The organism is Kitasatospora papulosa (assembly GCF_000717245.1).
Taxonomy (GTDB): Bacteria; Actinomycetota; Actinomycetes; order Streptomycetales; family Streptomycetaceae; genus Streptomyces; species Streptomyces papulosus.
This window is the reverse complement of the sequence record NZ_JNYQ01000008.1, coordinates 156,222-181,996: the sequence shown is the minus strand read 5'-3', so window position 1 is coordinate 181,996 and position 25,775 is coordinate 156,222. Positions and strand designations below refer to the sequence as shown.

The window sequence follows — 25,775 nt, the reverse complement described above, 5'->3', positions numbered from 1 at the left end:
ACTCGTCGGCATGTCCGTTCATCTCCAGGGTTCGCTGTTCGACCAGGCCGACCGCCCGCACCTCGGCCGTCTCACCGGCCTGCGCAGGACGGTGCTCGGCGACGGGGCGTGGATCGACCTGCTGCCGGGCTGGCTGAGCGGCGCCGACGAGCTCTTCTCCGTACTCGCGGAAGGGGTGCCCTGGCGGGCCGAGCGACGCCAGATGTACGACCGCACGGTCGACGTCCCCCGGCTGCTCGCCTTCTACCGGGCCGACGACGACCTGCCCAGCCCCGTGCTCGACGAGGCCCGCGACGCGCTGTCGCGCCACTACGGCGACGAACTGGGCGAGCCCTTCACCACGGCCGGGCTCTGCTACTACCGCGACGGGCGCGACAGCGTCGCCTGGCACGGAGACCTGACCGGCCGGAGCTCGCACCAGGACACGATGGTCGCGATCCTCTCCCTCGGCGCACCCCGTGATCTGCTCCTGCGCCCGTGCCGTGGCGGCGCGACCGTGCGCCGGCCGCTCGGCCACGGCGACCTGATCGTCATGGGCGGGTCGTGCCAGCGCACCTGGCAGCACGCCGTTCCCAAGACCGCCCAGGCCAGGGGGCCGAGGATCAGCGTCCAGTACCGCCCACGCGGGGTGCGCTGAAGCGGAGGAGGGAAGCGGACCCGGACACCGCTGTCCGGAAGGGGCCGCATGCCGGGCGCCGGTGAGGGCACGCGCTGTGGAGTGCAGGAGCACATTCCCACTCCACGAAGGGACTTCGCCCATGCAGCAGCGCAAGAACCTGTTCGTCGTCGGCCTCGACGACGCGAACCTCCCGACCCTGGAAGCGGTCCCGGACGCGGACTCCTACCGGTTCCACCGGCTCCTCGGCCTGGAGGAGTTGCAGGAGGGCGAGGTGTCCGTGCCCGCTCTGATGGACCGCGCCCGGGCCGTCCTCGACGCGCACGACGGCAGCATCGACGCGATCGTCGGGTACTGGGACTTCCCGGTGAGCACCCTCGTCCCGATGCTCGGCGAGGAGTACGGGGTGCGGACCACCAGCCTTGAATCCGTCGTCAAGTGCGAGCACAAGTACTGGAGCCGCCTCGAACAGCGGAAGGTCATCGACGAGTACCCGCGCTTCGGCCGCGTGGACCTGGACGCGGACGATCCGAAGCCGCCAGAAGGTGTGGCCTTCCCCATGTGGCTCAAACCGGCCCTCGCCTACTCGTCCGAGCTGGCGTTCGGAGTCTCCGACATGAAGGAGTTCCGGGCCGCCGTCGAACAGATCAAGGCAGGTATCGGCCGCGTGGGAAGGCCCTTCGACTCCGTGCTCGAACTGCTGGAACTCCCGCCCGAGATGGAGGGGGTGGGCGGCCAGGTCTGCCTGGCCGAGGAGGCCATGACCGGCATCCAGGTGGCCGTCGAGGGATACGTCCACCAGGGCAGGGCGACCGTCTACGGCGTGCTCGACTCGATCAACTACCCGGGCTCCCCCTGCTTCCTGCGCCACCAGTATCCGAGCAGCCTCCCCGCGCCCGTGATCCGCAAGCTCCACGACGTCAGCGAACGGACCATGCGGCAGATCGGCATGGAATCGGCCACCTTCAGCATCGAGTACTTCTACGACCCCGGGACACAGGACATCCGCCTCCTGGAGATCAACCCCCGGCACTCGCAGTCGCACGCCGAACTCTTCGACTACGTCGACGGCGCGCCCAACCACCACCGCATGATCAGCCTCGCCCTGGGCCGCGACCCGGAACTGACCGGCGGCAAGGGGCGCTACGCCGTCGCCGCCAAGTGGTACTACCGCTGGTTCGGCGACGGGAAGGTGCACGGGGTGCCCACCCCGGAACGGATCGCCGCGATCGAACGCGAGATACCCGGGGTCCGCATCGACGTCGTGCCCGAGGAGGGCCAGAAGCTCTCCACGGTCTCCCAGCAGGACAGCTACAGCTACGAGGTGGCGCACATCTTCACCGGCGGCGACGACGAGGACGACCTTCGCCGCAAGTTCGACCGGTCCGTGGCTGCCCTCGGGCTCACCTTCGACGAGACCGAACCGGGAGGCCACGACACCACGACCCGGTGAGCCGTCAGCACCCGCACCACGAAAGGAGGTCGCACAGGATGCGCCACGTCGACCAGCTGCCCTGCGCGGTCCAGGAAGAGAAGCACGTCACGATCCCCATGGAGGACGGGGTCAAGCTCTCCGCACGGATCTGGCGGCCCACCGCCTCGGACGCGGAGCCCGTCCCCGCCGTCCTGGAGTACATCCCCTACCGCAAGAACGACCTCACCGCCACGCGCGACGCCATCCACCACCCGTACGTCGCGGGCCACGGATACGCCTGCGTGCGCGTCGACCTGCGGGGGACGGGCGAGTCCGAGGGCGTGCTGCTGGACGAGTACCTCGAACAGGAGCAACGCGACGCGGAAGCCGTACTGGCCTGGATCGCGGAGCAGCGCTGGTGCGACGGGAACACCGGGATGATGGGCATCTCCTGGGGCGCCTTCGCCGCGCTCCAGACCGCCGCGCGCCGGCCGCCGAGCCTGCGCGCCATCTGCATCGCGTCGTTCACCGACGACCGGTACGCCGACGACATGCACTACCTCGGCGGCGCGATGCTCTCGGACAACCTCGCCGAGGCCGGGACCATGTTCGCCTACGCCACGTGCCCGCCCGATCCGGCCGTGGTCGGCGAACGCTGGCGGGAGATGTGGCGGGAACGCCTCGACGCGGCACGCCCCTGGGTACTGGAGTGGCTGCGCCACCAGCACCGGGACGACTACTGGCGCCATGCGAGCCTCAGCGAGGACTACTCCGCGCTGCGCTGCCCGGTTCTCGCCTCCAGCGGCTGGGCGGACGGCTACTCCAACGCCGTGACCCGCCTGCTGAGCCGGGTCGACGTGCCGCGGAAGGGGCTGATCGGCCCCTGGTCGCACAAGCTCCCGCACCTCGGTGAGCCCGGCCCCGCCATCGGATACCTCCAGGAAGTCGTGCGCTGGTGGGACCACTGGCTCAAGGGCGTCGACAACGGCGTCATGGACGGGCCCATGCTCCGGACCTGGATGCAGGAGAGCGTCCCGCCGTCCACCTCCTACGAGGAGCGGCCCGGCCGCTGGATCGGGGAACCGTCCTGGCCCTCGCCGAACGTCGGCGAGAGCGTCCTCCCCCTGCGCGACGGCGCCCTCGGGGAGCCGGACGACGCCGAGGACCGCGAGGACCGGGTCCACACGGTCCGGTCGCCGCTGTCCGTCGGCCAGTTCGCCGGCAAGTGGGCCTCGTACAACGCCCCGCCGGACCTGCCCTACGACCAGCGCGAGGAGGACGGCGGCTCGCTCGTCTTCCAGACCGAGCCGCTCGGCACCCGTGTCGAGATCCTCGGCGCCCCCGTCGTCGTCGCGGAGGTCTCCGCGGACGCCCCGGTCGCGCAGCTGAACGTCAGGCTGTCCGACGTAGCGCCGGACGGGCGCTCGACGCGGGTGACCTACGGAGTGCTCAACCTCACCCACCGCGACGGGCAGGAGACCCCGGAGGCACTGGAACCGGGCAGGCGCTACCGGGTGCGCGTACCGCTCCACAGCGTCGCGCAGGCGTTCCCGCCCGGACACCGCATCAGGCTCTCCCTGTCCACCTCGTACTGGCCCCTGGTGTGGCCGGCCCCCGAACCCGCGCTGCTCAGCGTGTACGAGAAGGGCAGCAGCCTCACCCTGCCGGTCCGCCCGGACGACGTACCGGAGGACAAGGCACTGCCTCCCTTCGGCGAGCCCGAGGGCTGCGCACCGCCGGCCGTCACACGGCTGAGCGAGCCCGAACAGGCCTGGACCGTCTCCAGGGACCTGGTCGACTACCGGTCGGTCCTCGACATCGTCAAGGACCGCGGCCTCCAGCGGCACGAGGACAACGGCATCGAGACCGGGCTGAGGGCGTGCGAGCAGTACAGCTGGGTCGGCGAGGACTTCGGTTCGGTGCGCGGCGAGTCGGCGTGGGAGATGCGCTTCCGCCGCCCCGGCTGGGACGTCCGGGTGGAGACGCGCACGGTGCTGACGTCGGACAGTGAGGTCTTCCGCGTGGACGCGACGCTCGACGGGTACGAGGACGGGCGCAGGGTCTTCTCGCGCACCTGGAACGAGGAGGTCCCCCGGAAGGACGTCTGACGCACCTTCCGCCCGTTCCGGCCGCCGGAACGCCACGAACGACAGCCTGAAGGGGCCCACCGCTCCGAGCGGTGGGCCCCTCCAGGCTCACGAAGCGGACGTGACGGCCTTCAGCTTCCGCACCGCCGGACGGCGCGGCCGGGTGCGGGGGCCGAAGACGGCCAGGGCCACGGCGCCCACCATCCAGACACCGGCGATGAAGTAGAACACGCTCTGGTAGCCGGTGCGGTTGTAGAGCGACGCGATGATCAGCGGACCGGCGGCGTTCGACAGACGGCCGATCCCGTAGGTGATGCCCGTGCCCAGGGAGCGGCTCCTCGTGTCGAAGAGCTCGGGGGAGTAGGCGTACGCGAGGGCGGTGTAGCCGCGCTCGAAGAGGTTCACCAGGAAGCCGAAGACGACGATCAGGACCGGGTCGAAGGTCAGCCCGTACAGGAGACCGCACAGCGCGATGACCGTTCCGAAGGCGACCAGGCACCACTTGCGTTCGAACCGGTCGGTGACCAGCGAGGCCAGGAAGGAGCCGAGGGGGGCGCCGACCGTGGTGAGAGCGATGTAGAAGACGGACTTCTCGACGCTGAAGCCCTCCTTGGCGAGCAGGGTGGGGGCGAAGCTCGAATAGCCGAAGAAGCCGATCGTCTGGGTCACCCACAGGACCGTCAGCAGGAGCGTCGGGGCGAGGTACCTCTTCCGCAGCAGCAGGCGCAGCGGCGCCTTGACGGCCGGGGGCTCCTCGACGGGCGCCGCCGGCTCGGCGAGCGGGCCCTTCTCCGCGCTCACCGAGGCCTCGATCTCCCGCAGGACCGCGTCGGCGGCGGCGTGGTCGCCCCTGCTCTCGTGCCAGCGGGGCGACTCCCTGAGGTGCTTGGAGAACAGCACGAGCAGGACGCCCAGCGCACCCCACAGGTACACCAGTCGCCAGGACCAGTCGCTGAGCGGGACGACGAGACTGGCCACGAGGTTGGTGGCCGGGGTGCCGCAGATGCCGATGACCATGGCGTACGCCTGGTACTTGCCGCGTACGGCGGCCGGGTACATCTCGTTGACGTAGATGACCGCCACGACCGTCATCGCCGACAGCCCCGCCGAGGTGAGCACCCGGAAGACGCCGAGCGAGAAGACGTCCCACGAGAAGACCGAGACGAACGAGAAGAAACCGAAGAACAGGGTGGTGCGCAGCAGGGTCTTCTTGCGGCCCCACCGGTCGGCGACCGCGCCCGCCGCGATGGAACCGAGGAACATGCCGACGAACGACAGCGAGGTGACGTAGGCGACCTGGTCGACCGTCACTCCCCAGAGGTCGATGAGCTTCGGGGCCGTCGTCGCGAAGCTGTTGATGTCCGCGAACTCGAAGAAGTAGGCGAAGGCGACGGCCAGCAGGGTGGTCTTGTGGAAGCGGGAGATCGGCAGCCGGTCCAGCCGGTTCGCCGCATTGGCGTGCTGCATGGGGACGGTCCCTGTCGGAGTGCGGGTGCGGGTGGGGAGGGAGTCAGACGCCTTCGCCGGGCCAGTACAGCTTCATGGGGTTGTCGACGAGGAGCCTGCGCTGCTGCTCGGGGGTGACCGCGATGTGCGGCACGTGGTCGACCAGGAGCCCGTCGTCGGGCATGTGGCCGGTGAGATTGGGATGCGGCCAGTCGGTGCCCCACAGGACCCGGTCGCCGAACTCCTCGACCACGCGCCTGCCGAAGGGGACGACGTCGGTGTAGGCGTTCCGTTCGCCGTGGAGCGCGGCGGGTCCGGTCACGCTGAGGCGCTCGGGACAGGTCACCTTGACCCAGACGTCGTTCGTGTCGACGAAGCGGAGGAAGCGGGTGAACTGCGGGCCGTCCACGGGCTGGGTGACATCGGGCCGGCCCATGTGGTCCACCACGAGCGGGGTGGGGAGGGAGCCGAAGAAGCCCTCCAGCTCGGGGAGATCGGCGCTCTCGAAGTAGAGCACGATGTGCCAGCCCAACGGGGCGATCTTCGCGGCGATCGTCGTCAGGTCCTCCTTCGGTGAGGTGTCGACCAGCCGGCGGAGGAAGTTGAAGCGCACCCCGCGCACGCCCGCCGCGTCCAGCGCGCGCAGCTCGGCTCCGGAGACGTCGGGCCGGACGGTCGCGATCCCCCGTGCCCGGTCACCGGCCGCGCGGACCGCGTCGGTCAGGGCGGTGTTGTCCGCTCCGTGGCAGGTGGCCTGGACGACGACGGCGCGGCTGACGCCCAGACGGGCGTGCAGAGCGGCGAGTTCGTCCTTCCCGGCGTCGCACGGGGTGTACTTGCGTTCCGGGGCGAACGGGAACTGCGCCTGCGGCCCGAACACGTGGCAGTGGGTGTCGACGGTGCCGGCCGGGAGCCGGAACGCCGGCACGGACGGATCCCGGTACCAGTCCAGCCAGCCCGGGGTCCTGGGGGAGGGCACGCTCATGAAGTCTCCTCGGATGTCCTGGTGGAGGGCATCGCCGGGGAGGATGCCCGACGTGCCGGTGCACGGGTCCGCCGGACGCGGACGAGGCGGGCCCGCCCGCCGCCCCCGCGCCGTCGGTCAGTCGACGTAACGAAGCCCCGCCGCCTCGAGCGGTTCACGCATGCCGTACATGTCGAGGCCGAGCTCGCCCGCGGCGAGGCGGCGGCGCTTGCTCTCCTCGTTGTCCTCCCTGCGCCGGGACGCGTCGGCGACCTCCGCGACCCGGCCGGCCGGGACCACGACCACACCGTCCACGTCCGCCACCACCACATCACCCGGGTTCACCGGCGCGTTGGCGCACACGACGGGTACGTTCACCGAGCCGAGGGTCGCCTTGACGGTCCCCTTGGAGTTGACGGCACGGCTGAACACGGGGAAGTCCATCTCCCGCAGCTCGCCGACGTCACGGCATCCGCCGTCGATGACCAGGCCCGCACCGCCCCGTGCCCGGACCGACGTGGCGAGCAGCTCACCGAAGAACCCGTCCTCGCATTCCGTCGTGCACGCCGCGACGAGGACGTCCCCCGGTTGCAGCTGCTCCACCGCCACGTGCAGCATCCAGTTGTCCCCCGGCTGCAGCAGCACGGTGACCGCGGTGCCGCGGAGCTCGGCTCCCGGGTATACGGGACGGATGTAGGGGCGCATCAGCCCGGTGCGGCCCATCGCCTCGTGGACGGTGCTGACACCGAAGGGCTTCAGGGCCTCGACGTCCGCGGGATCCGGGCGTCGCACCGTGCGGTGGACCACTCCCAGTTCGTACATGGCTGTGCTCGCTTCCTTCGGTGGGGTTTCAGCGGCCCTGGCGCTTCAGCAGGGCGTCGAGGCGCGGGTACACGGCGCGCGCGTTGTGCTCCTGTACGCCGGCCAGTTCCTCGGGGGACAGCCCGGCCGCCTCGACGTAGCGGCGCGTGTCGTCGAAGTGGTGGCCCGTGCGCGGGTCGACGTCGCGGACGGCGCCGATCATCTCCGAGGCGAACAGGATGTTCCGGGTCGGGACGACGTCGAACAGGAGGTCCGAGCCGGGCTGGTGGTAGACGCACGTGTCGAAGAAGACGTTGCCCAGGACGTGTTCCTCCAGCGGCGGCTTCCCGAGTGCCGTCGCCAGGCCGCGGAACCTGCCCCAGTGGTAGGGGACGGCGCCGCCGCCGTGCGGGATGACCAGGCGGAGCGTGGGGAAGTCCCTGAACAGGTCGCCCTGTACCAGCTGCATGAACGCCGTGGTGTCGGCGTTGAGGTAGTGCGCGCCCGTCGTGTGGAACGCGGGATTGACACTGGTGCTGACGTGCACCATCGCCGGTACGTCGTACTCGGCCATCTTCTCGTAGAGGGGATACCAGGAGCGGTCGGTGAGGGGCGGCGCGGTCCAGTGGCCCCCGGAGGGGTCCGGGTTCAGGTTGAGCGCGACCGCGCCGTACTCCTCGACGCACCTGGTCAGCTCCGGTACGCACGTCGCGGGGTCGACGCCCGGCGATTGCGGGAGCATGGCGGCGGGGACGAAGCGTTCCGGGTAGAGACGGCTGACGCGGAAGCACAGCTCGTTGCAGAGGGCCGCCCACGCGGAGGACGCCGCGACATCACCGACGTGATGGGCCATGAAGGACGCCCGGGGCGAGAAGACCGTCATGTCGATGCCGCGCTCGTCCATCAGCCGCAGCTGGTTCGACTCGACGCTCTCGCGCAGTTCGTCGTCGCTGATCCTCAGGTCGGCCCTCCGAGGTGCGGCCGACGGGTCCTGGAGGCCTGCGATCTGCTGGTTCCGCCAGGCCTCCAGAGCGGGAGGGGCCGTCGTGTAGTGGCCGTGGCAGTCGATGATCATCGCTGTTCCTGTTCGACGTTCCTGCGCGTACGTGGCCGGAGCGAGGCATTCTCGGTCCACTCGCCCGGGCTGCTGCCACGCCACCGTAACCGTCGATGAAATTGTTGACAATATGCCTGACGAGAAAGTTTCAGGCATCATCGATCATGCTGCGGCCGGATCGGTGCGGCGGCGAGGATGTCCCGATGGAAGACGGAAGGCGGAGGGGTGACGTCGAATCAGGCCACCGGCCGGGCGGGCCGCAGTGCGGTCGCCGGCGGTATCAAGGAGGCGCTCGCGGCGGGCGACATGGTCCCCGGGCAGCGTCTGGTCGAGCAGGAGCTGTCCGAGGTCTTCGGGGTGACCCGGAGCTCGGTGCGCGAGGCGCTGCAGGACCTCGCCGCCGAGGGGCTGGTGGAGCTGATTCCCCGCCGCGGGGCGCGGGTGCGCGTGATCTCCGTCGAGGAGGCGGTCCAGATCACCGAGTGCAGGGCCCTGCTGGAAGGCCTGTGTGCCCGGCGTGCGGCGGAGTACGCCTCGGACACCGTCCGCCGGGAGCTCCAGGACATCGGCGCCGACATGCGCCGGGCCGTGGCGGACGGTGACCCCGACGCCTACTCCGTGCTCAACCGCCGGCTGCACGAACGCGTCGGCGAGGTCAGCGGGCAGAAGGTGGCCCAGGCCCTGCTCGACCGGATGAACGGCCAGATGGTGCGCTACCAGTTCCGCCTGGCTCTGCGCCCCGGCCGCCCGGCGCAGTCGCTGCCGCAGCACCTCGCGATCATCGACGCGGTCGTCGCGGGAGACCCCGACGCGGCGGAGGCGGCGGCCCGGGCGCACGTGGACAGCGTCGTGGAGGCGCTGAGGGACACCCCGGCACCGGTCCGTCCGGGCTGACCGGCGCTCGCGGCGGATCGCCCGCCCGGGTGACGACCCGGGCGGGCGATCCGCCGGCGATTCAGACGAGCAGCTTCTGCTTGGCCTTCTCGTACTCCTCCTGGCTGAGGTGGCCCCTGTCCTTGAGGTCGGCGAGCTTGGCGAGGTCGGACACGTGGCCGGTGCCGGTGTCCGTGCCCCCCTCGTCGCGGGCGGCCTGCTTCACGTACTGCTTGAAGGCCGCCTCGCGCTCCCGCGCCTGCTCGGCCTCGCGCCGCCCCATGCCCTTGCCGCGGGCGATCAGATAGACGAACACGCCCACGTAGGGCAGGACGATCACGAAGATCACCCAGGCCGCCTTGGCCCATCCGCCCAGCGAGTGGTCCTGGAAGACGTCCGTGACCACCTTGAAGAGCAGGAAGAACCACAGCACCCAGAGGAACACGTACATCATGGTCAGGAAGAGGTTCAGGAGCGGATAGTCGTCCATGGGTCTACTCCGATCGCACGGATGGTCCCTTCTTTCTACGTCCGCCCCTGCCGTGCCGCATTTCCGGCGTCTCAGGCGGCGAGCAGGTCCAGGAACGCGGTGAGCTTGCCCCTGGTCCGTTCGATCTGCTGCTCGACGGTCAGCGACTCCTCGAAGCGTCCGCCGGGTGCCGGGCTCTTCCTGCCGCGTACGTACAGGGAGCAGTCGAGGTCGGTGCAGAGGTAGATGCCGACCGAGTTGCCGTCCCTGCCCGCCTGCCCGCGCTTCCTGGCCGTCATCAGTGACACGCCACTGCCCGGGTGCGTGGTCAGGCAGACCGAGCACATGCTGCGGTGCAGGAAGCCGCGCTGCTGGGACGGGAAACGCAGCGTGATGCCGGTCAGCTCGCCGCGCAGCTCGGTGACGATGTAGCTCCTGTCCGGCGCCGAGAGGTCGCGCCAGCCCAGGAAGTCCAGATCCTCCCAGCGGCGCTCGTCGAGATCGCGGGGGAGGGGCAGTCGCTTCGCCTCCCCCTTGGAACAGTTGACGAACGACGCGCGGATGTCCTGCTCGCTGACGGCTCTCATGGCATCGACGCTAACTCTGCCTATGACCCCTAGGCAAATATTTATTCGCTCTAGGGGAGAGCCTGGGGCGCATGGGCGATGGGCAGATGGTGTGCGGCGGGATGCTCGATCGCGAGATCCGGCCGCCAGACCGCCAGGATCTGGGCGGACGGGTCGAACAGGGGCCGCGGCAGCTCCTCGGGCGCGATCCACCGCCATGTCCTGATGAGCTCCGGTTCGGTGACCCGGGGGACCGCGGTGTCCACCTGCACCAGCGCGGCCATGCTGATCCGGTTGATACCCGCCACCACGTCGTGGACCATCGCGAACACGGTCACGTCGTCCGCCGCCACCCGCAGGCCCGTCTCCTCGCGCAGCTCGCGCGCGGCGGCCGCCGCGACCGACTCGTGCGTCGGGTCGACCTTGCCTCCGGGCAGCTCCCAGGTGCCGCCGTGGTGCCTGCCGAGCAGGATCCTGCCTTGCCCGTCCTGCACGACGACACCCACCCCGAGCGAGGCCTGGGCGGCCGGCGGGCGGGTGTTCCGGGGCAGGGCGCCCATGGGATCGGCTGTCATCGCTGCTCTGCTCCCGGCTGGTCGGACATCGGGTCGTGCGGACCCCGCCATCGTCACACGGCGCTCACGCCACCAGATTGAGCGTGGTGTCCGAGACGCCCAGGCGAATCGACTGACCCCACGTCAACTCCAGCGCGTCGGACTCCATCCCGTCGCCGAACACCACCATCCGGTCCGATTCGACCGTGAGCCTCAGGCCGTCCCTGAGTCCCAGCTCACCCACGGTCATCGAGGTACCGGTGGCCGGCGAGGGCCAGGCCTCGCGCACGAACCAGACCAGTCGGCGGTCCGAGGGGGCCGGTAGCGGCAGCGGGCTGCCGCGCTCCAGCCAGAGGGAGCGCAGCCAGCCGGTGGAGCCGGTACCCGTACCGACCAGCACGCCCGAGGACGCCTGGGACTCGCCCGAGGGCGGTCCGCCGCGGGTGTCGATGCGGTAGCGGGCGGTCTGGTGGCCGGGCGACCCCAGGTAGATCTCGTTCAGGGCGAGCAGGCGCTGCGTGTCGTCGGCGACCGCCTCGGTCATCGTGAGGGCGTCCACCCGCGCCCCGGGCGAGACGGCGGCCCGGCAGAGCGCCGCCGTGTCACGGGCCCGGTGCCGTACGAGGACACCCGGATTGCGGCCCGGGTCCGTGTCGACGCCCACCACCGGCTGGCCGGAGAGGTACTTCGCCGCGTTCGCGACCAGTCCGTCCTGCCCGACCACGACGACCACGTCCTCGGGACCGAACAGGAAGCGGTCGAGGTCGGCCCGCTCCACCCGGCTGCGGCGCCACCGCAACGGCACCGCGGCGGCCACCTCCGCGAGCGCCTGTTCGTTGCGGCGGTGGCGCTCGGCCACCTCGTCGATGGACCGGCCGCGCCCCGCCAGCACGAACGCGGCCTGTCCGTGGGTCCCGTGCCGTGCCAGGAGCTCCTCGTACTCGGTCGTGCGGTGCACCAGCACCGCACGCGGGGCCAGACTCACGCCCGCGCCTCCGGCTCCGGCCTGCCGAGCCGCGCCAGCAGCCCCGTCAGGACGTCGGGGGAGAGGGTCAGGCTGTCGATGCGGGGCAGGTTCTCGGCCAGCCGCGTCGCGGCCAGCGCGTGGAGCGTGGCGGGGTCGACGTCCGCGTGCGCCCGCAGCCAGGCCGACTGCGCCTCGGCGCGTGCCGCCCCGACCTCGCGGGCGGCCTCCGCCTCCGCGCGGGCCAGCCGCACGGTGCGGGCGGCCTCGGCGGCCGAACGCACCCCGTCGGCGGCCGACTTCTCCTCGGCCTCCCTGCGGGCGTTCGTGCCGCGCTGATCGACCAGCTGCTCCTCGCGGCGCGCGAGCTCGATCTTGCTGGCGAGCTCGTTCTCGGCGATGGTCCGCTCGCGCTCGACCGCGACCGCCCGGCGTTCGTACACCGACCGGTCGGCCTCCTGCTGGATCTGTTCCCTGGCCGGGGTGCGCAGGGCGCGCTCCACCTCGGCCTCGGGGCGGATGGCGACCACGCGCACGGCGACGACGTCGATGCCGGTGTCCGGCAGCCGGGGCTCGGCCGAGAGTCCGGCGGCGACCCGTTCCCGTACGGCGGCGACCCCGTCCACCAGTGCGGCCGCGAGAGGGGTGCGGGCCAGGACGTCCAGGGTGTGCTGCTGCGCGGTCTCGGTGAGCAGGGTGGCGATCTGCTCCAGCGGCGTCCCGCGCCACACCCCGGTGTCCGGGTCCACCGAGAAGTCGAGCCGGGCGGCGGCCACGGCGGGGTCGCTGACCCGGTAGGTGACGGTGGCCTGCACGGTGACGTCCTGGAAGTCGGCCGTACGCGCGTGGAACGCCATCGCCAGCTCCCGGTCGTCGACGGGGACCTCGGAGAGCGCCGCGGAGAGCGAGCGGTACCAGAAGCTCAGGCCGGGGCCGTCGTGGGTGAGCCTGCCGCGCTTGTGGTGGCGGATGTGGGCGGTGGGCGCGGAGCGCAGGTGCCGCCAGCCGAAGCGCCGGGTGATGTCGGCCATGTCAGGACCCCCTCTTTCTCGTCATGGAGACGATAAAAGAACCCGCCGTATATCGTCAAGAGGACGAGAAGGGGAGGGGGGCCGGAACCGAAGCGGCCGGCCGGTGGACTCCGAGGAGTCCACCGGCCGGCCGGTCGTGCGCCGTCCCCGTCCCCACGGTGCGGCGCGCGGGTGGTCCGTCGTCATCCGCTCGGGCGACGGGCCACGTTCATCAGGTCCCGCTCACCCCGGGGGCGGGCGGGGGGACGGGGAGTCCGAGTGCGGGGAGCACCGCGCACTCGATGAAGCGGGCCAGGAAGGCGTCGTCCGCGTACCGGCCCTCCAGGAGGGGCCGGGCGCGCATGATGCCGAGCACCTGGGCGGCCACGTACTCCGCCGCGGGGTTGTCCGCCGCGATCTCGCCGCGTCGCACGGCGCGTTCGACCATCGCGTCGATCGCGGTGATGGCGGGTGCGATCAGGGTCGAGCGCATCGCGCAGAGCAGGTCGGGATTCTGCAGCGCCGCGTGGCTGAGCGCGTGCATCAGCGCGGTGTCCTGGCCCGAGGCCGCGTCCACGACGCGGGCCGCCTCGCGCAGGTCGCCGCTCAGGCTGCCGGTGTCGATGTCGGAGAACAGGGTCCTGCGGGTGCCGTGCAGCGCCGCGACGACCAGCTCCGGCTTGGAGCCCCACTGGCGGTAGAGGGTGGACTTCCCGCACCGGGTGCGGGAGGCGACGCCCTCCATCGTCAGTGAGTCGTAACCGCTCTCCCGTAGCAGGTCCAGCACGGCGGTGTAGAGCTCCTGCGCCCGCTCCGGTGTGATCTTCGACCGGCGTGACGCGGGTGCGGACTCCTGGGCTGAACCGGGCGACGGCATCTCTTCCCTCTCTGCGGCTGTGCGGCTGGGGACCCTCGGTACGCCAGTGTACCGATACGCGCGTGTACCGATACGCCTCCGTATCGGTACACTGGCGTATCGATACGGCATGGAATGGCCATGCCGACGTCGTAACAGCGCACCGTCAGTAAAGGGGCACGGGTGATGCACACCCGCAGCGAGCCTGCGGAGCGGGAGCCGGACACCTCAGCCCGACCGCCCCTCGTCCGCGAGCTGCTTCTGGTAGCCGGACTCTTCCTCGTCTACAAGCTCGGCCGGCAGGCCGCCAACGGCCACGTCGAGGAGGCCTTCCACAACGCCGGACACGTGTGGAGCTTCGAGCGGGCCGTGGGACTCCCCGGCGAGGGAGCCGTGCAGGGTGTCCTGCTCCACAGCCATACGCTCGTGCAGGCGGCGAACACCTACTACGCGACCGTGCACTTCCCGGCCACACTCGCCTTCCTGGTCTGGCTGTACTGGCGCCGCCCGCGCCACTACGTCTGGTCACGGCGGGTCCTGGCCGCGCTCACCGGCGCCGCGCTCGCCCTGCACCTGCTCTTCCCGCTCGCCCCGCCGCGGATGCTCCGCGCGGCCGGCCTCGTCGACACCGGGCAGGTCTACGGACCCACCGTGTACGGGGACACCCCCGCGACCGACTCGATGGCCAACCAGTTCGCGGCCATGCCCTCGCTGCACGTCGGCTGGGCCATGGCGGTCGCCGTGGGGCTGATCGTCGCCACCCGCTCGCGGTGGCGCCTGCTGTGGCTGCTGCATCCGCTGCTCACCCTGCTCGTCGTGGTCGGCACCGCCAACCACTACTGGCTCGACGCGATCGTGGTCGGTGCCCTGCTCGCCGTCGCCTACGCGGCGCTCCGGCTGCCCCGCACCCCCGTGCGCGCCCACCTCCCGTGGCCGGCCGCCCCCGCCCGGAACTACGCGTCCCCCGCCTACGCGCGGTCAGGAGCGCAGCGATGAACGCCACGCTCGCGGCCGTCGCCCTCTCCCTCGTCTCCGCCGGCGCCTACGCGGCCGCCGCGGTGGCGCAGGCCCGGCTCGCCGGCCGGACCGACCCCTCCGCCGGAGTGCTGCGCCTGCTCGGCCGGGGAGCCTGGTGGTCCGCGGTCGGCCTGAACGCGGGCGGCGCGCTGCTGCACGTCGCCGCGCTCAAGTACGGTCCGCTCACCCTGGTCCAGCCCCTCGGCGCACTCACGCTCGTCGCCGCCGTCCCGCTCGGCGCGCGGTCCGCGGGCCGCCGGGTCAGCCGTACGGAATGGCGCGGCACGCTCCTCACGCTCATCGGCCTCGGAGCCCTGCTCCTGGCCGCGGGCGGTACCTCGCCGCGCGACACCCTGAGCCTCCCCGAGGCCCTGGGAGTCGGCGCCGTCACCATGGCGCTCGTCGCCGTCCTGGGCCGTCCGGGCACCCGGCCAGGCCTCCGGCACGCCGCGGCGTCGGGCATCACGTCCGGGGTGGCGTCCGCCCTGACCCAGACCCTCACGGTCGCCGCGACCGACCACTCGGGCCCGCTGCTGAGCTGGCGGCTCGTCACCGTCGCGGTGCTCGTCTCGTTCTTCGCCCTGGGCGGGCTGATGCTCTCCCAGACCGCCTACCGGGGCGGGCTGGGCGCCCCACTGGCCGTGGTCACCCTCGCCAACCCGGTCGCCGCCGCCGTGATCGGCCTGATCCTGCTCGGTGAACGCCTCCAGGGCGGGGTACTGGGTCTGGTCCCGGCGCTCATCGGCGCAGCGGCAGCGGGGCAGGGCGTACTCCTGCTCAGCCGTGCGCAGGCGGGCGGCCCGTCCGCCGTTCCCGCGCCGGTCCCGGCGGGCCGCCCGTCACGTGTCGTCGCCTCCGGCCCCGCCCCGTCGGTCCCGCACGCGCCCGAGGCCCCGGCACCGCGCGCCGCGCCCGCCGGCCCTCCGGGCGGATTCCCGGTGGGCCGGGCCGTCGCACGGGAGAAGACGGCGGCGGGCTGACGGCGGTGCCGTACCCGGCGTCAGCCCGTCAGGTCAGGCTGCGCTGGTAGCGGTACGTCAGGACGCCGTCGGTGAGGTGGAAGCTGGCGGACGGCGGGAACAGGCCGGTGGCGGCCGCACAGTAGTACTTCTCCTCGAAGCCGGTCTTCGCGGGCCAGTTCGGGTAGCTCTCGCCCTGGGACACGCAGGAGTCCTTCGGGACGGCGGCCCAGAGCTGGGCCTCGGTCATGCCCAGGGCCGTCCTGTTGTAGTGCGACAGTTTCACGGACGGGGTCTTCGCCTTGTACAGGTACTCGTTGCGCTTGCTCCAGAGCTCGCCCTCGTCCGTGAAGGAGAAGCCGCCGTAGGGGGCGTAGTCGCCCGACTCGGTGAAGCAGAGGATCGAGTCGCCGATCACACCCCCGGTGTCGCACGCCGCCTCACCCCCACCGATCTCCCAGACCTCGTCGAAGGTCATCCCGAACTGGATCTGCTCGTACTTCTCGGCCGAAAAGCCCGAATTCGCCTGTGCGGACGAGGTCGTCGCGACGACCGCCGCGGCGGCCGCGACGAGAGAGATACCCGTACGCGCAATCCGTGCCTTCACCACACGTGTCCTTCCGTCCTGGCCCCGCACACCCGGGCCGCCGGAACCCCGGTGGGCGGGGTCACGCGGTGCGGCCGACCCCGCGGGCGCGGGCGGGACCGGGGCCGGAGCATGGCGTCCCGCCACGGAGCGCGACGCTATGGTCCGCCGCTCTCCGCCCCGTCTCATGGCCGGAACCCGCCCAGGCCGACCACGAGACGGGGCGGCGAACGCTCGCTACGAGCCCGGACCGTCCAGGTCGTCGATCGCCCTGGTCAGCCAGCCCGTCCAGAACGTCTCCAGGTCGATGCCCCCGCGCAGCACCAGACGGCGCAGCCGGTCCTCGTCGGAGGTCCGCTCCGGCGGGAAGTCCCGCTCCTCGATCTCCAGGTACTCCGCCAGCTGCGCCCTGTGCAGCGCCAGGTGCCTGCGCAGTTCCCCGGCGAGCCCCGCGGAGCCGACCACGGCGGCCGCCCGCATCCGCAGCAGCAGCGGATCACGTACGGGCCGGGGATCCTCGGCGAGCGACACCCAGGCCATGAGCTCCTCACGGCCCGCGGGCAGCACCTCGTACTCCTTGCGCTGTCCGCGCGCCGGCTGCGCCGCCGGCAGGACCCGGATGTGGCCGGCCTTCTCCAGCTTCCCCAGCTCGCGGTAGATCTGCTGGTGCGTGGACGGCCAGAAATAGCCGATCGACCGGTCGAACCTGCGCGTCAGTTCGAGACCGGACGACGGCTTCTCGAGCAGGGCGGTGAGGATCGCGTGCGGAAGGGACATGGACCGCATCCTAGAGACAGCGGGACCGGCCCCTCACAGCTCCGCGGCGAGCTCCGTACCCTGGCGGATCGCACGCTTGGCGTCCAGTTCGGCGGCCACGTCGGCGCCCCCGATCAGGTGCACCGGGCGTCCCGCCGCGCGCAGCTCCTCGTACAGCTCGCGCCGCGGCTCCTGACCCGCGCACAGCACCACGGTGTCGACCGGTAGAAGGTGCTGCTCGCCGTCGACGGTGAGGTGCAGGCCCTCGTCGTCGATCAGGTCGTAGGACGCCCCCGCGATCATCGTCACACCGCGGTGGCGCAGCTCGGTGCGGTGGATCCACCCGGTGGTCTTTCCCAGCCCCGCCCCGACCTTGGTGGCCTTGCGCTGGATCAGATGCACCGTGCGCCCCGGCTTCGGGCGCTCCGGGGCCCGCAGCCCGCCCCGGTCCGCGTAGCCGGTGTCCACACCCCACTGCCGGAAGAAGACCTCCGGGTCCAGGCTCGCCCCGTCGCCGCCGTCCGTCAGGAACTCCGCGACGTCGAAGCCGATCCCGCCGGCCCCGACGACCGCCACCCGGTCACCGACCTCGGCTCCGTCCCGAAGGACGTCCAGATAGCTGACCACGCTGGGGTGCCCGACGCCGGGGATGGCGGGGGTGCGGGGCTCGACCCCGGTGGCCAGGACGACCTCGTCGAAGCCGTCGAGGTCGGCGGATCCGGCCCGGGCGCCGAGCCGGAGCTCCACGCCCTCCTCGGCGAGCCGGGTACGGAAGTAGCGCAGGGTCTCGTCGAACTCCTCCTTGCCGGGGACCCGGCGCGCGACGTTCAGCTGGCCGCCGATCTCGTCGGCCGCGTCGAACAGGGTCACCGCGTGCCCCCGCTCGGAGGCCGTGACCGCGCACGCCAGTCCCGCCGGGCCCGCGCCGACCACGGCGACGCGCTTACGCAGACGGGTCGGCGCGAGCACCAGTTCCGTCTCGTGACAGGCGCGCGGATTCACCAGGCAGGAGGTGATCTGCAGACTGAAGATGTGGTCCAGGCAGGCCTGGTTGCAGCCGATGCAGGTGTTGATCGCGTCGGCCCGCCCCTCGGCCGCCTTGGCGACGAAATCGGGGTCGGCGAGGAACGGCCTCGCCATCGACACCATGTCCGCCCGCCCCGATGCGAGGACCTCCTCGGCCAGTTCGGGGGTGTTGATGCGGTTGCTGGTCACCAGCGGCACGGACACCGCGCCCCGCACCCTCTCCGTCACCCAGGTGAAGGCGCCACGCGGCACGGACGTCGCGATGGTCGGGATGCGCGCCTCGTGCCACCCGATACCGGTGTTGATGATGGTCGCTCCGGCCGCCTCCACCTCACGGGCGAGCTGGACGACCTCCTCCAGGGTGGATCCGCCGGGTACCAGGTCCAGCATGGACAGCCGGTAGATCAGGATGAAGTCGGGGCCGACGCGCTCGCGGACGCGGCGCACGATCTCGACGGGGAAGCGGATGCGGTTCTCGTACGAGCCGCCCCAGCGGTCCTCGCGGTGATTGGTCGCGGCGACGATGAACTCGTTGATCAGATAGCCCTCCGACCCCATGATCTCGACACCGTCGTAACCCGCGCTCCGGGCCAGCTCCGCCGCCCTGACGAAGTCCTCGACGGTCTCCTCGACCTCGTCGTCGGTCAGGGCGTGCGGCGTGAAGCCGCTGATCGGGGCCTTCAGCGCGCTCGGCGCCACCAGGTCCGGGTGGTGGGCGTAGCGCCCGAAGTGCAGGATCTGCATCGCGATCCGGCCTCCCGCCGCGTGGACGGCGGCCGTGACCTCGCGGTGCTGCTCCGCCTCCGCCTCGGTGGTCATCCTGGCGCCGCCGGGGAAGGAGCACGCCCGCTCGCTGGGCGCGATCCCCCCGGTGACCATGAGGCCCACCCCGCCGCGGGCGCGCGCCGCGTAGAAGGCGGCCATCCGCTCGAAACCGTGCTCGACCTCTTCCAGGCCGATGTGCATCGACCCCATCAGTACCCGGTTCGGGAGCGTGGTGAATCCGAGGTCGAGCGGGCTCAACAGGGTGGGGTAGGGGCTCATCCGGGGTCTCCTAGCAGGTGTCGTCGAGCCAGTTGTAGACCACCCGGAAGCCCTTATGCAACAAGTTGCACAATGACGTACGTCGCAGTCATCGCAAGGCGGTGACACGAATGGCCCAACACCACCGGCCCTCGCCCCCGGCGCGGCGGACAGTGGACCCGTACGGCTGAACGCCTCTGCTCGGCCCCGTCGACGGGAGACATCCCATGGCCTGTATCAACCGGCGTGACTTCGGACTCCTCGTGCTCCGGGTGGGGACGGGAGCCGTTCTCGCGGCCCACGGCAGCCAGAAACTGGGCGGATGGTTCGGCGGCGGCGGTATCCAGGGGACCACCGCGGCGATGGAGGCCATGGGCTTCCACCCGCCGAAGCACAGCGCCCTGGCCGCGGGACTGGGCGAGGCGGGCGGCGGGCTCCTGCTCGCCCTCGGCCTCGCGACCCCCGCGGCGGGCGCAGCCGCGGCGGGCACGATGGCGGGCGCCGTCGCCGTGCACGCGCCGGCCGGATTCTTCGCGATGGGCGGAGGCTACGAGTACCCGGCGTTCCTCGGCTTCACCGCCGCCGCGATCGGGGTGACCGGCGCCGGCCGCTACTCCCTGGACCACGCCACCTGCCACGTCCTCGACCGGCCCTGGGTCGTCGCCCTCGCCTTCGCGGGCAGCGCCCTGGCCGCGGCGGCCGTCGTCGGCCGCCGCGCGAAGGACCAGGCGGCCGCCCAGAGCGGGCCCGAGGGCGACGGCGCGTAGTTCTCCCGCATTGATCGCCGTTTCAGGGGCATCCGGCAGTGCATGAATGCGAACGCGCTGTCGATGAACGCACGTGGTCAGGCGAGAAGAGCCGCACGGAGCCGCGCTCTGGACGTGGGAGCCCGCGCCGGCTTCGTCGCCCGCGGAGTGATCTACCTCCTGGTCGGGATCCTCGCCCTGCGCATCGGTTTCTCCGACGGGGGCGGCAAGCAGGCCGACCGGGGCGGTGCCATCGCGGAGATAGCCGAGAAGCCCTTCGGGAACGTCCTGCTCTGGGCCCTCGGTATCGCCCTGGCCGGCATGGCTCTCTGGAGGCTGTCCGAGGCGGCCTTCGGCCAGGCGGGCCCCGACGGCGACAAGGCCACGAAGCGCGCCATGGCGGCCGGCCGGTTCGTCTTCTACGCCTTCGTCTCCTACTCCGTGATCTCCTACGCCGCCGGGGACAAGGGGAGCGGCAGCGGTTCGAGCGACAAGCAGACCGACGACGTCACCGCGCGGGCCCTCGAATGGCCCGGAGGCCCGTGGATCGTCGGCATCGCGGGCGCCGTGGTGGCGGGCGCGGGCCTCTGGATCGCCTTCCGCGCCCTCGCCCGCAAGTACCACAAGCACCTGAAGATGGCCGAGATGTCCAAGCGCGTCCGTCAGGCCGTCGACGTCGTCGGCGTCTTCGGCGGCACCGTCCGGGGCGTGGTCTTCGCGACGGCCGGCGGGTTCGCGATCGCGGCCGCCGTCCAGCACGAGCCCGGCCGTGCCAAGGGCATGGACGACACCCTGCGCTCCTTCACCGAGACCCCCGCAGGCCCCTGGCTCCTCGTCCTCGTCGCACTCGGACTGGCGGCCTTCGGCCTCTTCTCCTGGGCCAACGCCCGCTGGCGCAAGGTCTGAGAGGGGAGGGCGGCCCGGCCGTCAGTCGAGCCCCCTCGCCTCCTTGAACCTGGCCAGCCCGTCCGACAGCCCGACCACCGGCTCCGGATAGTCGTAGCGGCGGCGCTCCTCCCGCGGCAGCTTCCACGGCTCGTGCACGGCGGACCCGGGGATCCCGGCGAGTTCGGGCACCCAGCGGCGTACGTAGGCACCCTCCGGGTCGTACCGCTTGGCCTGCGTCACCGGATTGAGCACCCGGTTGGGCCGGCTGTCCGTGCCCGTACCGGCCACCCACTGCCAGTTGAGCTGGTTGTTCGCGATGTCCCCGTCGACGAGCAGTTCCAGGAAGTGACGCGCCCCGGTCCGCCAGTCCACGTACAGGGTCTTGGCCAGGAAGCTCGCGGTGAGCAGCCGCCCCCGGTTGTGCATCCAGCCCTCGTGGAGGAGCTGGCGCATCGCGGCGTCGACCACCGGATAACCCGTGCGGCCCTCCTTCCACGCGGCGGTGTCGGCCTCCGCCGCCCGTCCCGTGCGCCAGCGGTCCTGCTTCGGACGGTAGTCGGAGCGTGAGACTGCGGGCCGGGCTGCCAGGACCTGGTGGTGGAAGTCCCGCCAGCACACCTGGCGTACGAAGGCCTCCGCGCCCGGCCCGCCCGTGGCACGGGCGCGGTGGACCAGCTCGGTGGGGGAGAGCGTGCCGAAGTGCAGGTGCGGCGAGAGCCGTGAGGTCGCGTCGCCCGCCATGTCGTCGTGGCGGTCCTCGTAGGAGGCGAGCCCGTCGCGGCGCCACGCGGTGAACAGCCTGCGGCCCTCGGTCTCCCCGCCCTCGGCCAGGCCCGGGGAGAGCCCCCGCGTACCGGCCCGGGACGGGAGCGCGGCCGAGCCCGGCCCCTCCGGTACGCGCACCTTGCGGGGCGCTCCGAACGGCGAGCGCAGACCTTCCCCGGACCAGCGCCGGAAGTACGGCGTGAAGACGGCGAAATGGTCCCGGCCCGCCCCTGAGGGAACCACCGAACCGGGCGCGACCGCGGTGACCACCGCGTCGTGCACGCTCAGCCGGCAGCCCACCGAGGAGAGGGCCTCCCGCAGCCGCTCCTCCCGGCGCTGCGCGTAGCCGCTGATCCCTGCCGCCATGTGCACCACGCCGGCCTCCGTCTCGGAGACGATCCTGCCGACCTCCTCGGCGACCTCGCCCTCGCGGACGACCAGACGTCCGCCGCGGTCACGGAGTCCGGAGTCCAGGTCCCGGAGGCAGTCGGCGAGGAAGGCGCGGCGGTTCGGTGCGGCGAACCCGGCGGCCTCCACACCGGGGTCCAGGACGAAGAGCGGGACCACCTCGTCGGACGAGGCGAGCGCCGCGTGCAGCGGTGGATGGTCGTGCAGCCGCAGGTCCGAGGTGAACAGGACGATCGCCACGGTCATCGCTGAGTACTCTCCGTCTGCCGGTCCGCCGCCTGCGCGATGTTGCGCGCCATCCCACCGAAGATCACCGCGTGGAACGGGGACACGCTCCACCAGTATGCGTGGCCGAGGAGGCCGAACGGATGGAAGAGGGCGCGCTGCCGGTAGTGCGACCGGCCGTCCCGGCCCTCCTCCGCGTACATTTCCAGCCAGGCCAGGCCGGGCAGGCGCATCTCCGCCCGCAGCCGGAGCAGCCGGCCGGGCTCGATCTCCTCGACCCGCCAGAAGTCCAGGGAGTCCCCGACCCGCAGCCGCTGGGCGTCCCGCCTGCCCCGGCGCAGGCCGACTCCTCCGACCAGCCGGTCCAGCCAGCCCCTGACCGCCCAGGCCAACGGGAACGAGTACCAGCCGTTGACCCCGCCGATCCCCTCGATCACCCGCCACAGGGCTTCCGGGGAGGCGTCCACATCGAGTTCGCGCTCGTCGGTGTACAGGCTCCCGCCCGCCCAGTCCGGGTCGGTGGGGAGCGGATCGCTGGGAATGCCCGGCGTGGACGCGGACGACCACCGTGTGGACACCTTCGCCTCGCGCACCCTCTGGAGGGCGAGGGAGAGCGCGGTGGCGAAGGAGAAGGGCTGCCCGGGACCGTCCGGCACGTGCTCCGCGATGTCGTGTTCGTGGCACACGACCTCGTAGCGCAGGGACTCCGCGAGCGGACGGGCGATCGACGCCGGTACGGGGGTGACCAGGCCGACCCAGTGGCTCGACAGGCCGGGGGAGAGCATGGGAACCGGCAGGATCAGCCGCTTGCGGAGCGTTGCCACCTCGGCGTACTTCTGCATCATGTCGCGGTACGTCATCACGTCGGGTCCGCCGATGTCGAAGGTCCGGTTGACGTCGGCGGGCATCCGGGCACTGCCCACGAGGTAGCGCAGGACGTCCCGCACCGCGATCGGCTGGATCCGTGTCGACACCCAGCTCGGCGTGACCATGACCGGCAGCCGCTCGGTGAGGTAACGCAGCATCTCGAAGGACGCCGAACCCGAACCGATGATGACGGCGGCGCGGAGGGCGGTCGTCGGCACACCCGACGCGAGCAGGATGTGCCCGACCTCGGCGCGCGAGCGCAGATGGGGGGACAGGTCCCGCTCGGGGACGTCCGCGGGGGTGAGCCCGCCCAGGTAGACGATCCGCCGGACCCCGGCCGCCTTGGCCTGCTCGCCGAAGGTGCGCGCGGCGTCGCGGTCGGTCTTCTCGAAGCCCGGTCCGGAGGCCAGGGCGTGGACCAGGTAGTAGGCGACGTCGATCCCGCGCATCGCGGCGCCCAGGGACTCCGCGTCGGTCACGTCCCCCTCGGCCACCTCGACCTCGCCCGCCCAGGGGTAGTCCCGCAGTTTCTCCGGGGTCCGTGCCAGGCAGCGCACCTGGTGACCGGCCTCCAGGAGCTCGGGTACGAGGCGGCCTCCGATGTAGCCCGTCGCGCCCGTCACCAGACACCGCAGTCCGCCGTCGTCGTCCTTGCTCTCCATGGCCCCTCGCTCCGGCTCGTGTCCCGTGCTTCCACCGTGTCCCCCTGCACGGGTTTCCGCTTGTCGGCGGGGCCGGAACACGCCGAAGCCCACCCCTCCGGGTGGCGGGGCGGGCAGAGGTGCGGGAGGTTCAGCGAGGTCCGGGCTTCTCGGTGGCCGTGCCCCTGATGACACGCGGGTCGTCCGCCCCCTCGGCGTACGGCTCCGGGTGGACGACGGGGGGTTTGCCGTCGGACTTGAGCGCCTGCGCCTCGCTCTTCAGGATCCGGGCCGACTTGCCCATGGAACGGGCCAGTTCGGGCAGCTTCTTGGCGCCGAATATCAGGATGGCGATGATGAGGAAGATCGCGATCTCGCTGATTCCGAACATGACGGCTGTCTTCTCCCTGGTGGGTGTGGAGCGATCTTCCGGCGGTCCGGGGGCTCACCCGTGCCGCGGCGGCGAGCCAAATCTACAGCACTGTAGAAAGGGATGGCAGGGTGTCGCGCGCCCCGCCTCAGCCCTCGTCGCCCTCCTCTTCCTCCTCGTCGCCCTCGAAGAAGTCACCCACCTCGTCGACCACTTCGGCGGCGACCAGGCCGCCCACGACGCCCACGGCGACACCCGCCGCGCCCGCGGCGACCACGGTGCCCATCCCGGGTCCGGAGCGGTGCTGCTCATGGCCGCCGCCGTGCCCGTACGTCTCGTGTGCCCCGTACGTCTCGTGCGCCCCGTACGAGGCGTGGGCCTCGGCGAGCGACCGGATCCAGCCGTCCACCTCGGTGGCCCAGTCGCGCCCCTGGACCTCGTGGTGGCCCACGGTGTGACGGCCGAGTGCGTCGCCGCCGCCGGAGAAGCGGCCTCCCCGCTTGTCCGCCTCCAGCACGACCTCCAGGGCGTCCGGGCCGGCCAGGAAGGTCACCTCGATCTCGTTGATCCGGTCCGCGTACTGCGGGGCGGGGGAGAGCTCGATCTCCTGGTAGAAGGGCAGCCGCTGACCGCTGCCGCCGATGTGCCCCAGTTCGAGATCGGCGGACCGGAAGCCGAACCCGAGCTGTCCGAAGGCCTCCAGTACGGCTTCCTGGGCGGGCAGAGGGCCCACGGTGAGCCGGTCGAGGTCGCCCTTGTCCCTGGCCCCGGACACCGACAGCTCCGTACGCACCCCGAGGACGATGCCGAGGTCCTGGCCGTAGAGTTCGGTGACCGGGGTCTCCCACGGGAGCGTCAGCGTGAACTGGACGTCGCGCTCCTCGCCTTCCGCCAGCACGAAACCGCCGGCGACGGTGAAGCGCTCGAAGACCACGGCTCCTTCCGCCTCGCCGTCCTCGTGCTCCGCCTCCACGTGGGCGACCAGTTCCAGCGTGATGTGCTCGATCGTGGAATCGGTGCTGCCGCCCCTCAGCCGGACCTCGCCGCTCAGCCCGCCGCCGGGAACGACCGCACCCGGCCGCAGTACCGTGTCCACGGTGGGCCCGCCCACGCCGAGCGAACCGAGCAGCTTCTTGAACACCATCGTGGCGTCCACTCCTTCTTCTTCTTCTTCCGTACGCGGAGAACGCGTTCAGCCGCGTTTCTACACAACTGTAGAAGTATAGAGGCGAGATGGGCCGCGTGAGTGGCTTTCGCCCAGGTCGGGGAGGGCGTCGGTGTGTCGTCCGGTGCGCCCTATCATGGGGCGGTGGACACTGCAGACGACCCTCGCGACGGATCGGGCGTGCCGGCGACCGGGGTGCAGGAGCTCCAGGCCCTCGCCGTGGAGCTGCGCCGCATGAACGGCGAGATCAACCGGCTGGTCCATGCCTTCGCGCACGCTCAGGGTCTGCACGCCACGGATGTGCAGGCCCTCGGCGCGATCCTCGACTCGGATACGCCGCTGACCCCGGGCCGCCTGCGTGAGCACCTCGGTCTGACGTCCGGGGCGGTCACCGCGTGCCTGGACCGGCTGGAGCGCGCGGGGCACATCCGGCGCGCGCGGGAGAGCTCCGACCGCCGGGTCGTGCATCTCTACTACGAGTCCGGGGCCAGGTCCGCCGCGCGCTCCTTCTTCATGCCCCTGGCCGAGGCGGCGGCCGGTGCGCGCGCCGCCTCCGGGCCCCAGGAGCTGGAGGCGGCGCTCCGCTTCCTCGCCCGGATGAACGGCGAACTCTCCCGTATGCAGGTCCCTCGGCGCTGACCCGCCGTGCCGGTGCG

At 71.7% G+C, this 25,775-nt stretch carries 26 protein-coding genes; 9 read left to right on the top strand and 17 right to left on the bottom strand.

The window, feature by feature from the left end; translation table 11 throughout:
• The first annotated feature begins 10 nt into the window (after positions 1-10).
• The 3 genes from IA22_RS0122105 (at position 11) to IA22_RS0122095 (ending at position 4,138) form a co-directional block, all read left to right on the top strand.
• Positions 11-637, top strand: a complete 627-nt coding sequence (locus tag IA22_RS0122105) for an alpha-ketoglutarate-dependent dioxygenase AlkB (RefSeq protein WP_015579752.1) — start codon at positions 11-13, stop codon at positions 635-637.
• Positions 638-758: 121 nt separating this feature from the next.
• Entirely contained in the window at positions 759-2,069 is a 1,311-nt protein-coding gene (locus IA22_RS0122100) for an ATP-grasp domain-containing protein (protein WP_015579753.1), read from the top strand.
• Between the two features lie 38 nt (positions 2,070-2,107).
• The gene (locus IA22_RS0122095; protein WP_030124605.1) at positions 2,108-4,138 is read left to right on the top strand and encodes a CocE/NonD family hydrolase; all 2,031 of its coding nucleotides are present in this window, start codon (positions 2,108-2,110) and stop codon (positions 4,136-4,138) included.
• An 87-nt stretch (positions 4,139-4,225) separates the two neighbouring features.
• On the opposite strand, the gene IA22_RS0122090 is transcribed toward IA22_RS0122095, so the two are convergent.
• From IA22_RS0122090 to IA22_RS0122075, 4 genes are all read right to left on the bottom strand, one after another.
• Positions 4,226-5,584, bottom strand: a complete 1,359-nt coding sequence (locus IA22_RS0122090) for an MFS transporter (RefSeq protein ID WP_030124604.1) — start codon at positions 5,582-5,584, stop codon at positions 4,226-4,228.
• Positions 5,585-5,627: 43 nt separating this feature from the next.
• Positions 5,628-6,548: an amidohydrolase family protein gene (locus IA22_RS0122085; RefSeq protein ID WP_030124603.1), complete on the bottom strand. Its 921-nt coding sequence runs from the start codon at positions 6,546-6,548 to the stop codon at positions 5,628-5,630.
• Between the two features lie 117 nt (positions 6,549-6,665).
• Positions 6,666-7,349 (bottom strand): 4-carboxy-4-hydroxy-2-oxoadipate aldolase/oxaloacetate decarboxylase, encoded by a 684-nt coding sequence (gene ligK, locus IA22_RS0122080; protein WP_014152672.1) that lies wholly within the window; start codon positions 7,347-7,349, stop codon positions 6,666-6,668.
• A 28-nt stretch (positions 7,350-7,377) separates the two neighbouring features.
• Positions 7,378-8,403, bottom strand: a complete 1,026-nt coding sequence (locus tag IA22_RS0122075) for an amidohydrolase family protein (RefSeq protein ID WP_030124602.1) — start codon at positions 8,401-8,403, stop codon at positions 7,378-7,380.
• Positions 8,404-8,580: 177 nt separating this feature from the next.
• Here IA22_RS0122075 and IA22_RS0122070 point away from each other — a divergent pair, with 177 nt between their 5' ends.
• Positions 8,581-9,279, top strand: coding sequence for a GntR family transcriptional regulator (locus tag IA22_RS0122070; RefSeq protein WP_078468450.1), 699 nt, complete (start codon positions 8,581-8,583; stop codon positions 9,277-9,279).
• A gap of 61 nt (positions 9,280-9,340) precedes the next feature.
• On the opposite strand, the gene IA22_RS0122065 is transcribed toward IA22_RS0122070, so the two are convergent.
• The 6 genes from IA22_RS0122065 to IA22_RS0122040 all read right to left on the bottom strand — a co-directional run bounded on the left by IA22_RS0122065 (position 9,341) and on the right by IA22_RS0122040 (position 13,698).
• On the bottom strand, positions 9,341-9,748 hold the full coding sequence (locus IA22_RS0122065; protein WP_015579759.1) for an SHOCT domain-containing protein: 408 nt from the start codon (positions 9,746-9,748) through the stop codon (positions 9,341-9,343).
• Positions 9,749-9,819: 71 nt separating this feature from the next.
• Positions 9,820-10,314 carry an FBP domain-containing protein gene (locus IA22_RS0122060; RefSeq protein WP_014152668.1) on the bottom strand — a complete coding sequence of 165 codons (495 nt, stop codon included), beginning with the start codon at positions 10,312-10,314 and terminating at the stop codon, positions 9,820-9,822.
• A gap of 50 nt (positions 10,315-10,364) precedes the next feature.
• Positions 10,365-10,868 (bottom strand): nucleotide triphosphate diphosphatase NUDT15, encoded by a 504-nt coding sequence (locus IA22_RS0122055; protein WP_030124601.1) that lies wholly within the window; start codon positions 10,866-10,868, stop codon positions 10,365-10,367.
• Between the two features lie 64 nt (positions 10,869-10,932).
• A complete protein-coding gene (locus IA22_RS0122050) occupies positions 10,933-11,832 on the bottom strand; it encodes a diacylglycerol kinase catalytic domain-containing protein (RefSeq protein WP_014152666.1) in 900 nt (299 codons plus the stop codon).
• A complete protein-coding gene (locus IA22_RS0122045) occupies positions 11,829-12,842 on the bottom strand; it encodes an SPFH domain-containing protein (RefSeq protein WP_015579762.1) in 1,014 nt (337 codons plus the stop codon). Before IA22_RS0122045 ends, IA22_RS0122050 begins: the two co-directional genes overlap by 4 nt.
• A gap of 211 nt (positions 12,843-13,053) precedes the next feature.
• Positions 13,054-13,698, bottom strand: coding sequence for a TetR/AcrR family transcriptional regulator (locus IA22_RS0122040; RefSeq protein ID WP_014152664.1), 645 nt, complete (start codon positions 13,696-13,698; stop codon positions 13,054-13,056).
• Between the two features lie 165 nt (positions 13,699-13,863).
• Here IA22_RS0122040 and IA22_RS0122035 point away from each other — a divergent pair, with 165 nt between their 5' ends.
• Both IA22_RS0122035 and IA22_RS0122030 read left to right on the top strand, forming a co-directional pair.
• Positions 13,864-14,673: a phosphatase PAP2 family protein gene (locus IA22_RS0122035; protein WP_014152663.1), complete on the top strand. Its 810-nt coding sequence runs from the start codon at positions 13,864-13,866 to the stop codon at positions 14,671-14,673.
• A complete protein-coding gene (locus IA22_RS0122030; protein WP_030124600.1) occupies positions 14,670-15,674 on the top strand; it encodes a DMT family protein in 1,005 nt (334 codons plus the stop codon). Before IA22_RS0122035 ends, IA22_RS0122030 begins: the two co-directional genes overlap by 4 nt.
• A 28-nt stretch (positions 15,675-15,702) precedes the next feature.
• Here the strand turns inward: IA22_RS0122030 and IA22_RS0122025 are convergent, their stop codons facing one another.
• The 3 genes from IA22_RS0122025 to IA22_RS0122015 all read right to left on the bottom strand — a co-directional run bounded on the left by IA22_RS0122025 (position 15,703) and on the right by IA22_RS0122015 (position 19,065).
• Positions 15,703-16,260: a BLIP family protein gene (locus tag IA22_RS0122025; protein WP_240798492.1), complete on the bottom strand. Its 558-nt coding sequence runs from the start codon at positions 16,258-16,260 to the stop codon at positions 15,703-15,705.
• Positions 16,261-16,476: 216 nt separating this feature from the next.
• On the bottom strand, positions 16,477-17,016 hold the full coding sequence (locus IA22_RS0122020; RefSeq protein WP_015579766.1) for a PadR family transcriptional regulator: 540 nt from the start codon (positions 17,014-17,016) through the stop codon (positions 16,477-16,479).
• 33 nt (positions 17,017-17,049) lie between these two features.
• Positions 17,050-19,065: an NADPH-dependent 2,4-dienoyl-CoA reductase gene (locus tag IA22_RS0122015; RefSeq protein ID WP_014152659.1), complete on the bottom strand. Its 2,016-nt coding sequence runs from the start codon at positions 19,063-19,065 to the stop codon at positions 17,050-17,052.
• Between the two features lie 206 nt (positions 19,066-19,271).
• Between IA22_RS0122015 and IA22_RS0122010 the strand changes: the two genes are divergently transcribed.
• Positions 19,272-19,811, top strand: a complete 540-nt coding sequence (locus IA22_RS0122010; protein WP_014152658.1) for a DoxX family protein — start codon at positions 19,272-19,274, stop codon at positions 19,809-19,811.
• 42 nt (positions 19,812-19,853) lie between these two features.
• Complete coding sequence (locus tag IA22_RS0122005) at positions 19,854-20,696, top strand: DUF1206 domain-containing protein (protein ID WP_078468449.1); 843 nt, start codon at positions 19,854-19,856, stop codon at positions 20,694-20,696.
• Positions 20,697-20,717: 21 nt separating this feature from the next.
• On the opposite strand, the gene IA22_RS0122000 is transcribed toward IA22_RS0122005, so the two are convergent.
• From IA22_RS0122000 to IA22_RS0121985, 4 genes are all read right to left on the bottom strand, one after another.
• Positions 20,718-22,097 carry a cryptochrome/photolyase family protein gene (locus IA22_RS0122000; RefSeq protein WP_030124597.1) on the bottom strand — a complete coding sequence of 460 codons (1,380 nt, stop codon included), beginning with the start codon at positions 22,095-22,097 and terminating at the stop codon, positions 20,718-20,720.
• Positions 22,094-23,605 (bottom strand): SDR family oxidoreductase, encoded by a 1,512-nt coding sequence (locus tag IA22_RS0121995; RefSeq protein WP_014152655.1) that lies wholly within the window; start codon positions 23,603-23,605, stop codon positions 22,094-22,096. Before IA22_RS0121995 ends, IA22_RS0122000 begins: the two co-directional genes overlap by 4 nt.
• 130 nt (positions 23,606-23,735) lie before the next feature.
• Positions 23,736-23,975, bottom strand: a complete 240-nt coding sequence (locus IA22_RS0121990; protein WP_014152654.1) for a twin-arginine translocase TatA/TatE family subunit — start codon at positions 23,973-23,975, stop codon at positions 23,736-23,738.
• A 127-nt stretch (positions 23,976-24,102) separates the two neighbouring features.
• Positions 24,103-25,098: a sporulation protein gene (locus IA22_RS0121985; protein ID WP_030124596.1), complete on the bottom strand. Its 996-nt coding sequence runs from the start codon at positions 25,096-25,098 to the stop codon at positions 24,103-24,105.
• Between the two features lie 165 nt (positions 25,099-25,263).
• On the opposite strand from IA22_RS0121985, the gene IA22_RS0121980 reads away from it, so the two are divergent.
• Entirely contained in the window at positions 25,264-25,758 is a 495-nt protein-coding gene (locus IA22_RS0121980; RefSeq protein ID WP_030124595.1) for a MarR family winged helix-turn-helix transcriptional regulator, read from the top strand.
• Positions 25,759-25,775 lie beyond the last annotated feature (17 nt).

Bases quoted from the DNA above. Each gene is read 5' to 3' on its own strand.
- IA22_RS0122030 (WP_030124600.1), top strand. From the start codon at position 14,670: ATGAACGCCACGCTCGCGGCCGTCGCCCTCTCCCTCGTCTCCGCCGGC.
- IA22_RS0122010 (WP_014152658.1), top strand. From the start codon at position 19,272: ATGGCCTGTATCAACCGGCGTGACTTCGGACTCCTCGTGCTCCGGGTG.
- IA22_RS0121985 (WP_030124596.1), bottom strand. From the start codon at position 25,098: ATGGTGTTCAAGAAGCTGCTCGGTTCGCTCGGCGTGGGCGGGCCCACC.
- IA22_RS0122075 (WP_030124602.1), bottom strand. From the start codon at position 8,403: ATGATCATCGACTGCCACGGCCACTACACGACGGCCCCTCCCGCTCTG.
- IA22_RS0122020 (WP_015579766.1), bottom strand. From the start codon at position 17,016: ATGTCCCTTCCGCACGCGATCCTCACCGCCCTGCTCGAGAAGCCGTCG.
- IA22_RS0122055 (WP_030124601.1), bottom strand. From the start codon at position 10,868: ATGACAGCCGATCCCATGGGCGCCCTGCCCCGGAACACCCGCCCGCCG.
- IA22_RS0122085 (WP_030124603.1), bottom strand. From the start codon at position 6,548: ATGAGCGTGCCCTCCCCCAGGACCCCGGGCTGGCTGGACTGGTACCGG.
- IA22_RS0122035 (WP_014152663.1), top strand. From the start codon at position 13,864: ATGCACACCCGCAGCGAGCCTGCGGAGCGGGAGCCGGACACCTCAGCC.
- IA22_RS0121990 (WP_014152654.1), bottom strand. From the start codon at position 23,975: ATGTTCGGAATCAGCGAGATCGCGATCTTCCTCATCATCGCCATCCTG.
- IA22_RS0122045 (WP_015579762.1), bottom strand. From the start codon at position 12,842: ATGGCCGACATCACCCGGCGCTTCGGCTGGCGGCACCTGCGCTCCGCG.
- IA22_RS0122100 (WP_015579753.1), top strand. From the start codon at position 759: ATGCAGCAGCGCAAGAACCTGTTCGTCGTCGGCCTCGACGACGCGAAC.
- IA22_RS0122070 (WP_078468450.1), top strand. From the start codon at position 8,581: ATGTCCCGATGGAAGACGGAAGGCGGAGGGGTGACGTCGAATCAGGCC.
- IA22_RS0121995 (WP_014152655.1), bottom strand. From the start codon at position 23,605: ATGGAGAGCAAGGACGACGACGGCGGACTGCGGTGTCTGGTGACGGGC.
- IA22_RS0122015 (WP_014152659.1), bottom strand. From the start codon at position 19,065: ATGAGCCCCTACCCCACCCTGTTGAGCCCGCTCGACCTCGGATTCACC.
- IA22_RS0122005 (WP_078468449.1), top strand. From the start codon at position 19,854: ATGAATGCGAACGCGCTGTCGATGAACGCACGTGGTCAGGCGAGAAGA.
- IA22_RS0122065 (WP_015579759.1), bottom strand. From the start codon at position 9,748: ATGGACGACTATCCGCTCCTGAACCTCTTCCTGACCATGATGTACGTG.
- IA22_RS0122060 (WP_014152668.1), bottom strand. From the start codon at position 10,314: ATGAGAGCCGTCAGCGAGCAGGACATCCGCGCGTCGTTCGTCAACTGT.
- IA22_RS0122095 (WP_030124605.1), top strand. From the start codon at position 2,108: ATGCGCCACGTCGACCAGCTGCCCTGCGCGGTCCAGGAAGAGAAGCAC.
- ligK (WP_014152672.1), bottom strand. From the start codon at position 7,349: ATGTACGAACTGGGAGTGGTCCACCGCACGGTGCGACGCCCGGATCCC.
- IA22_RS0122105 (WP_015579752.1), top strand. From the start codon at position 11: ATGTCCGTTCATCTCCAGGGTTCGCTGTTCGACCAGGCCGACCGCCCG.
- IA22_RS0122040 (WP_014152664.1), bottom strand. From the start codon at position 13,698: ATGCCGTCGCCCGGTTCAGCCCAGGAGTCCGCACCCGCGTCACGCCGG.
- IA22_RS0122000 (WP_030124597.1), bottom strand. From the start codon at position 22,097: ATGACCGTGGCGATCGTCCTGTTCACCTCGGACCTGCGGCTGCACGAC.
- IA22_RS0122090 (WP_030124604.1), bottom strand. From the start codon at position 5,584: ATGCAGCACGCCAATGCGGCGAACCGGCTGGACCGGCTGCCGATCTCC.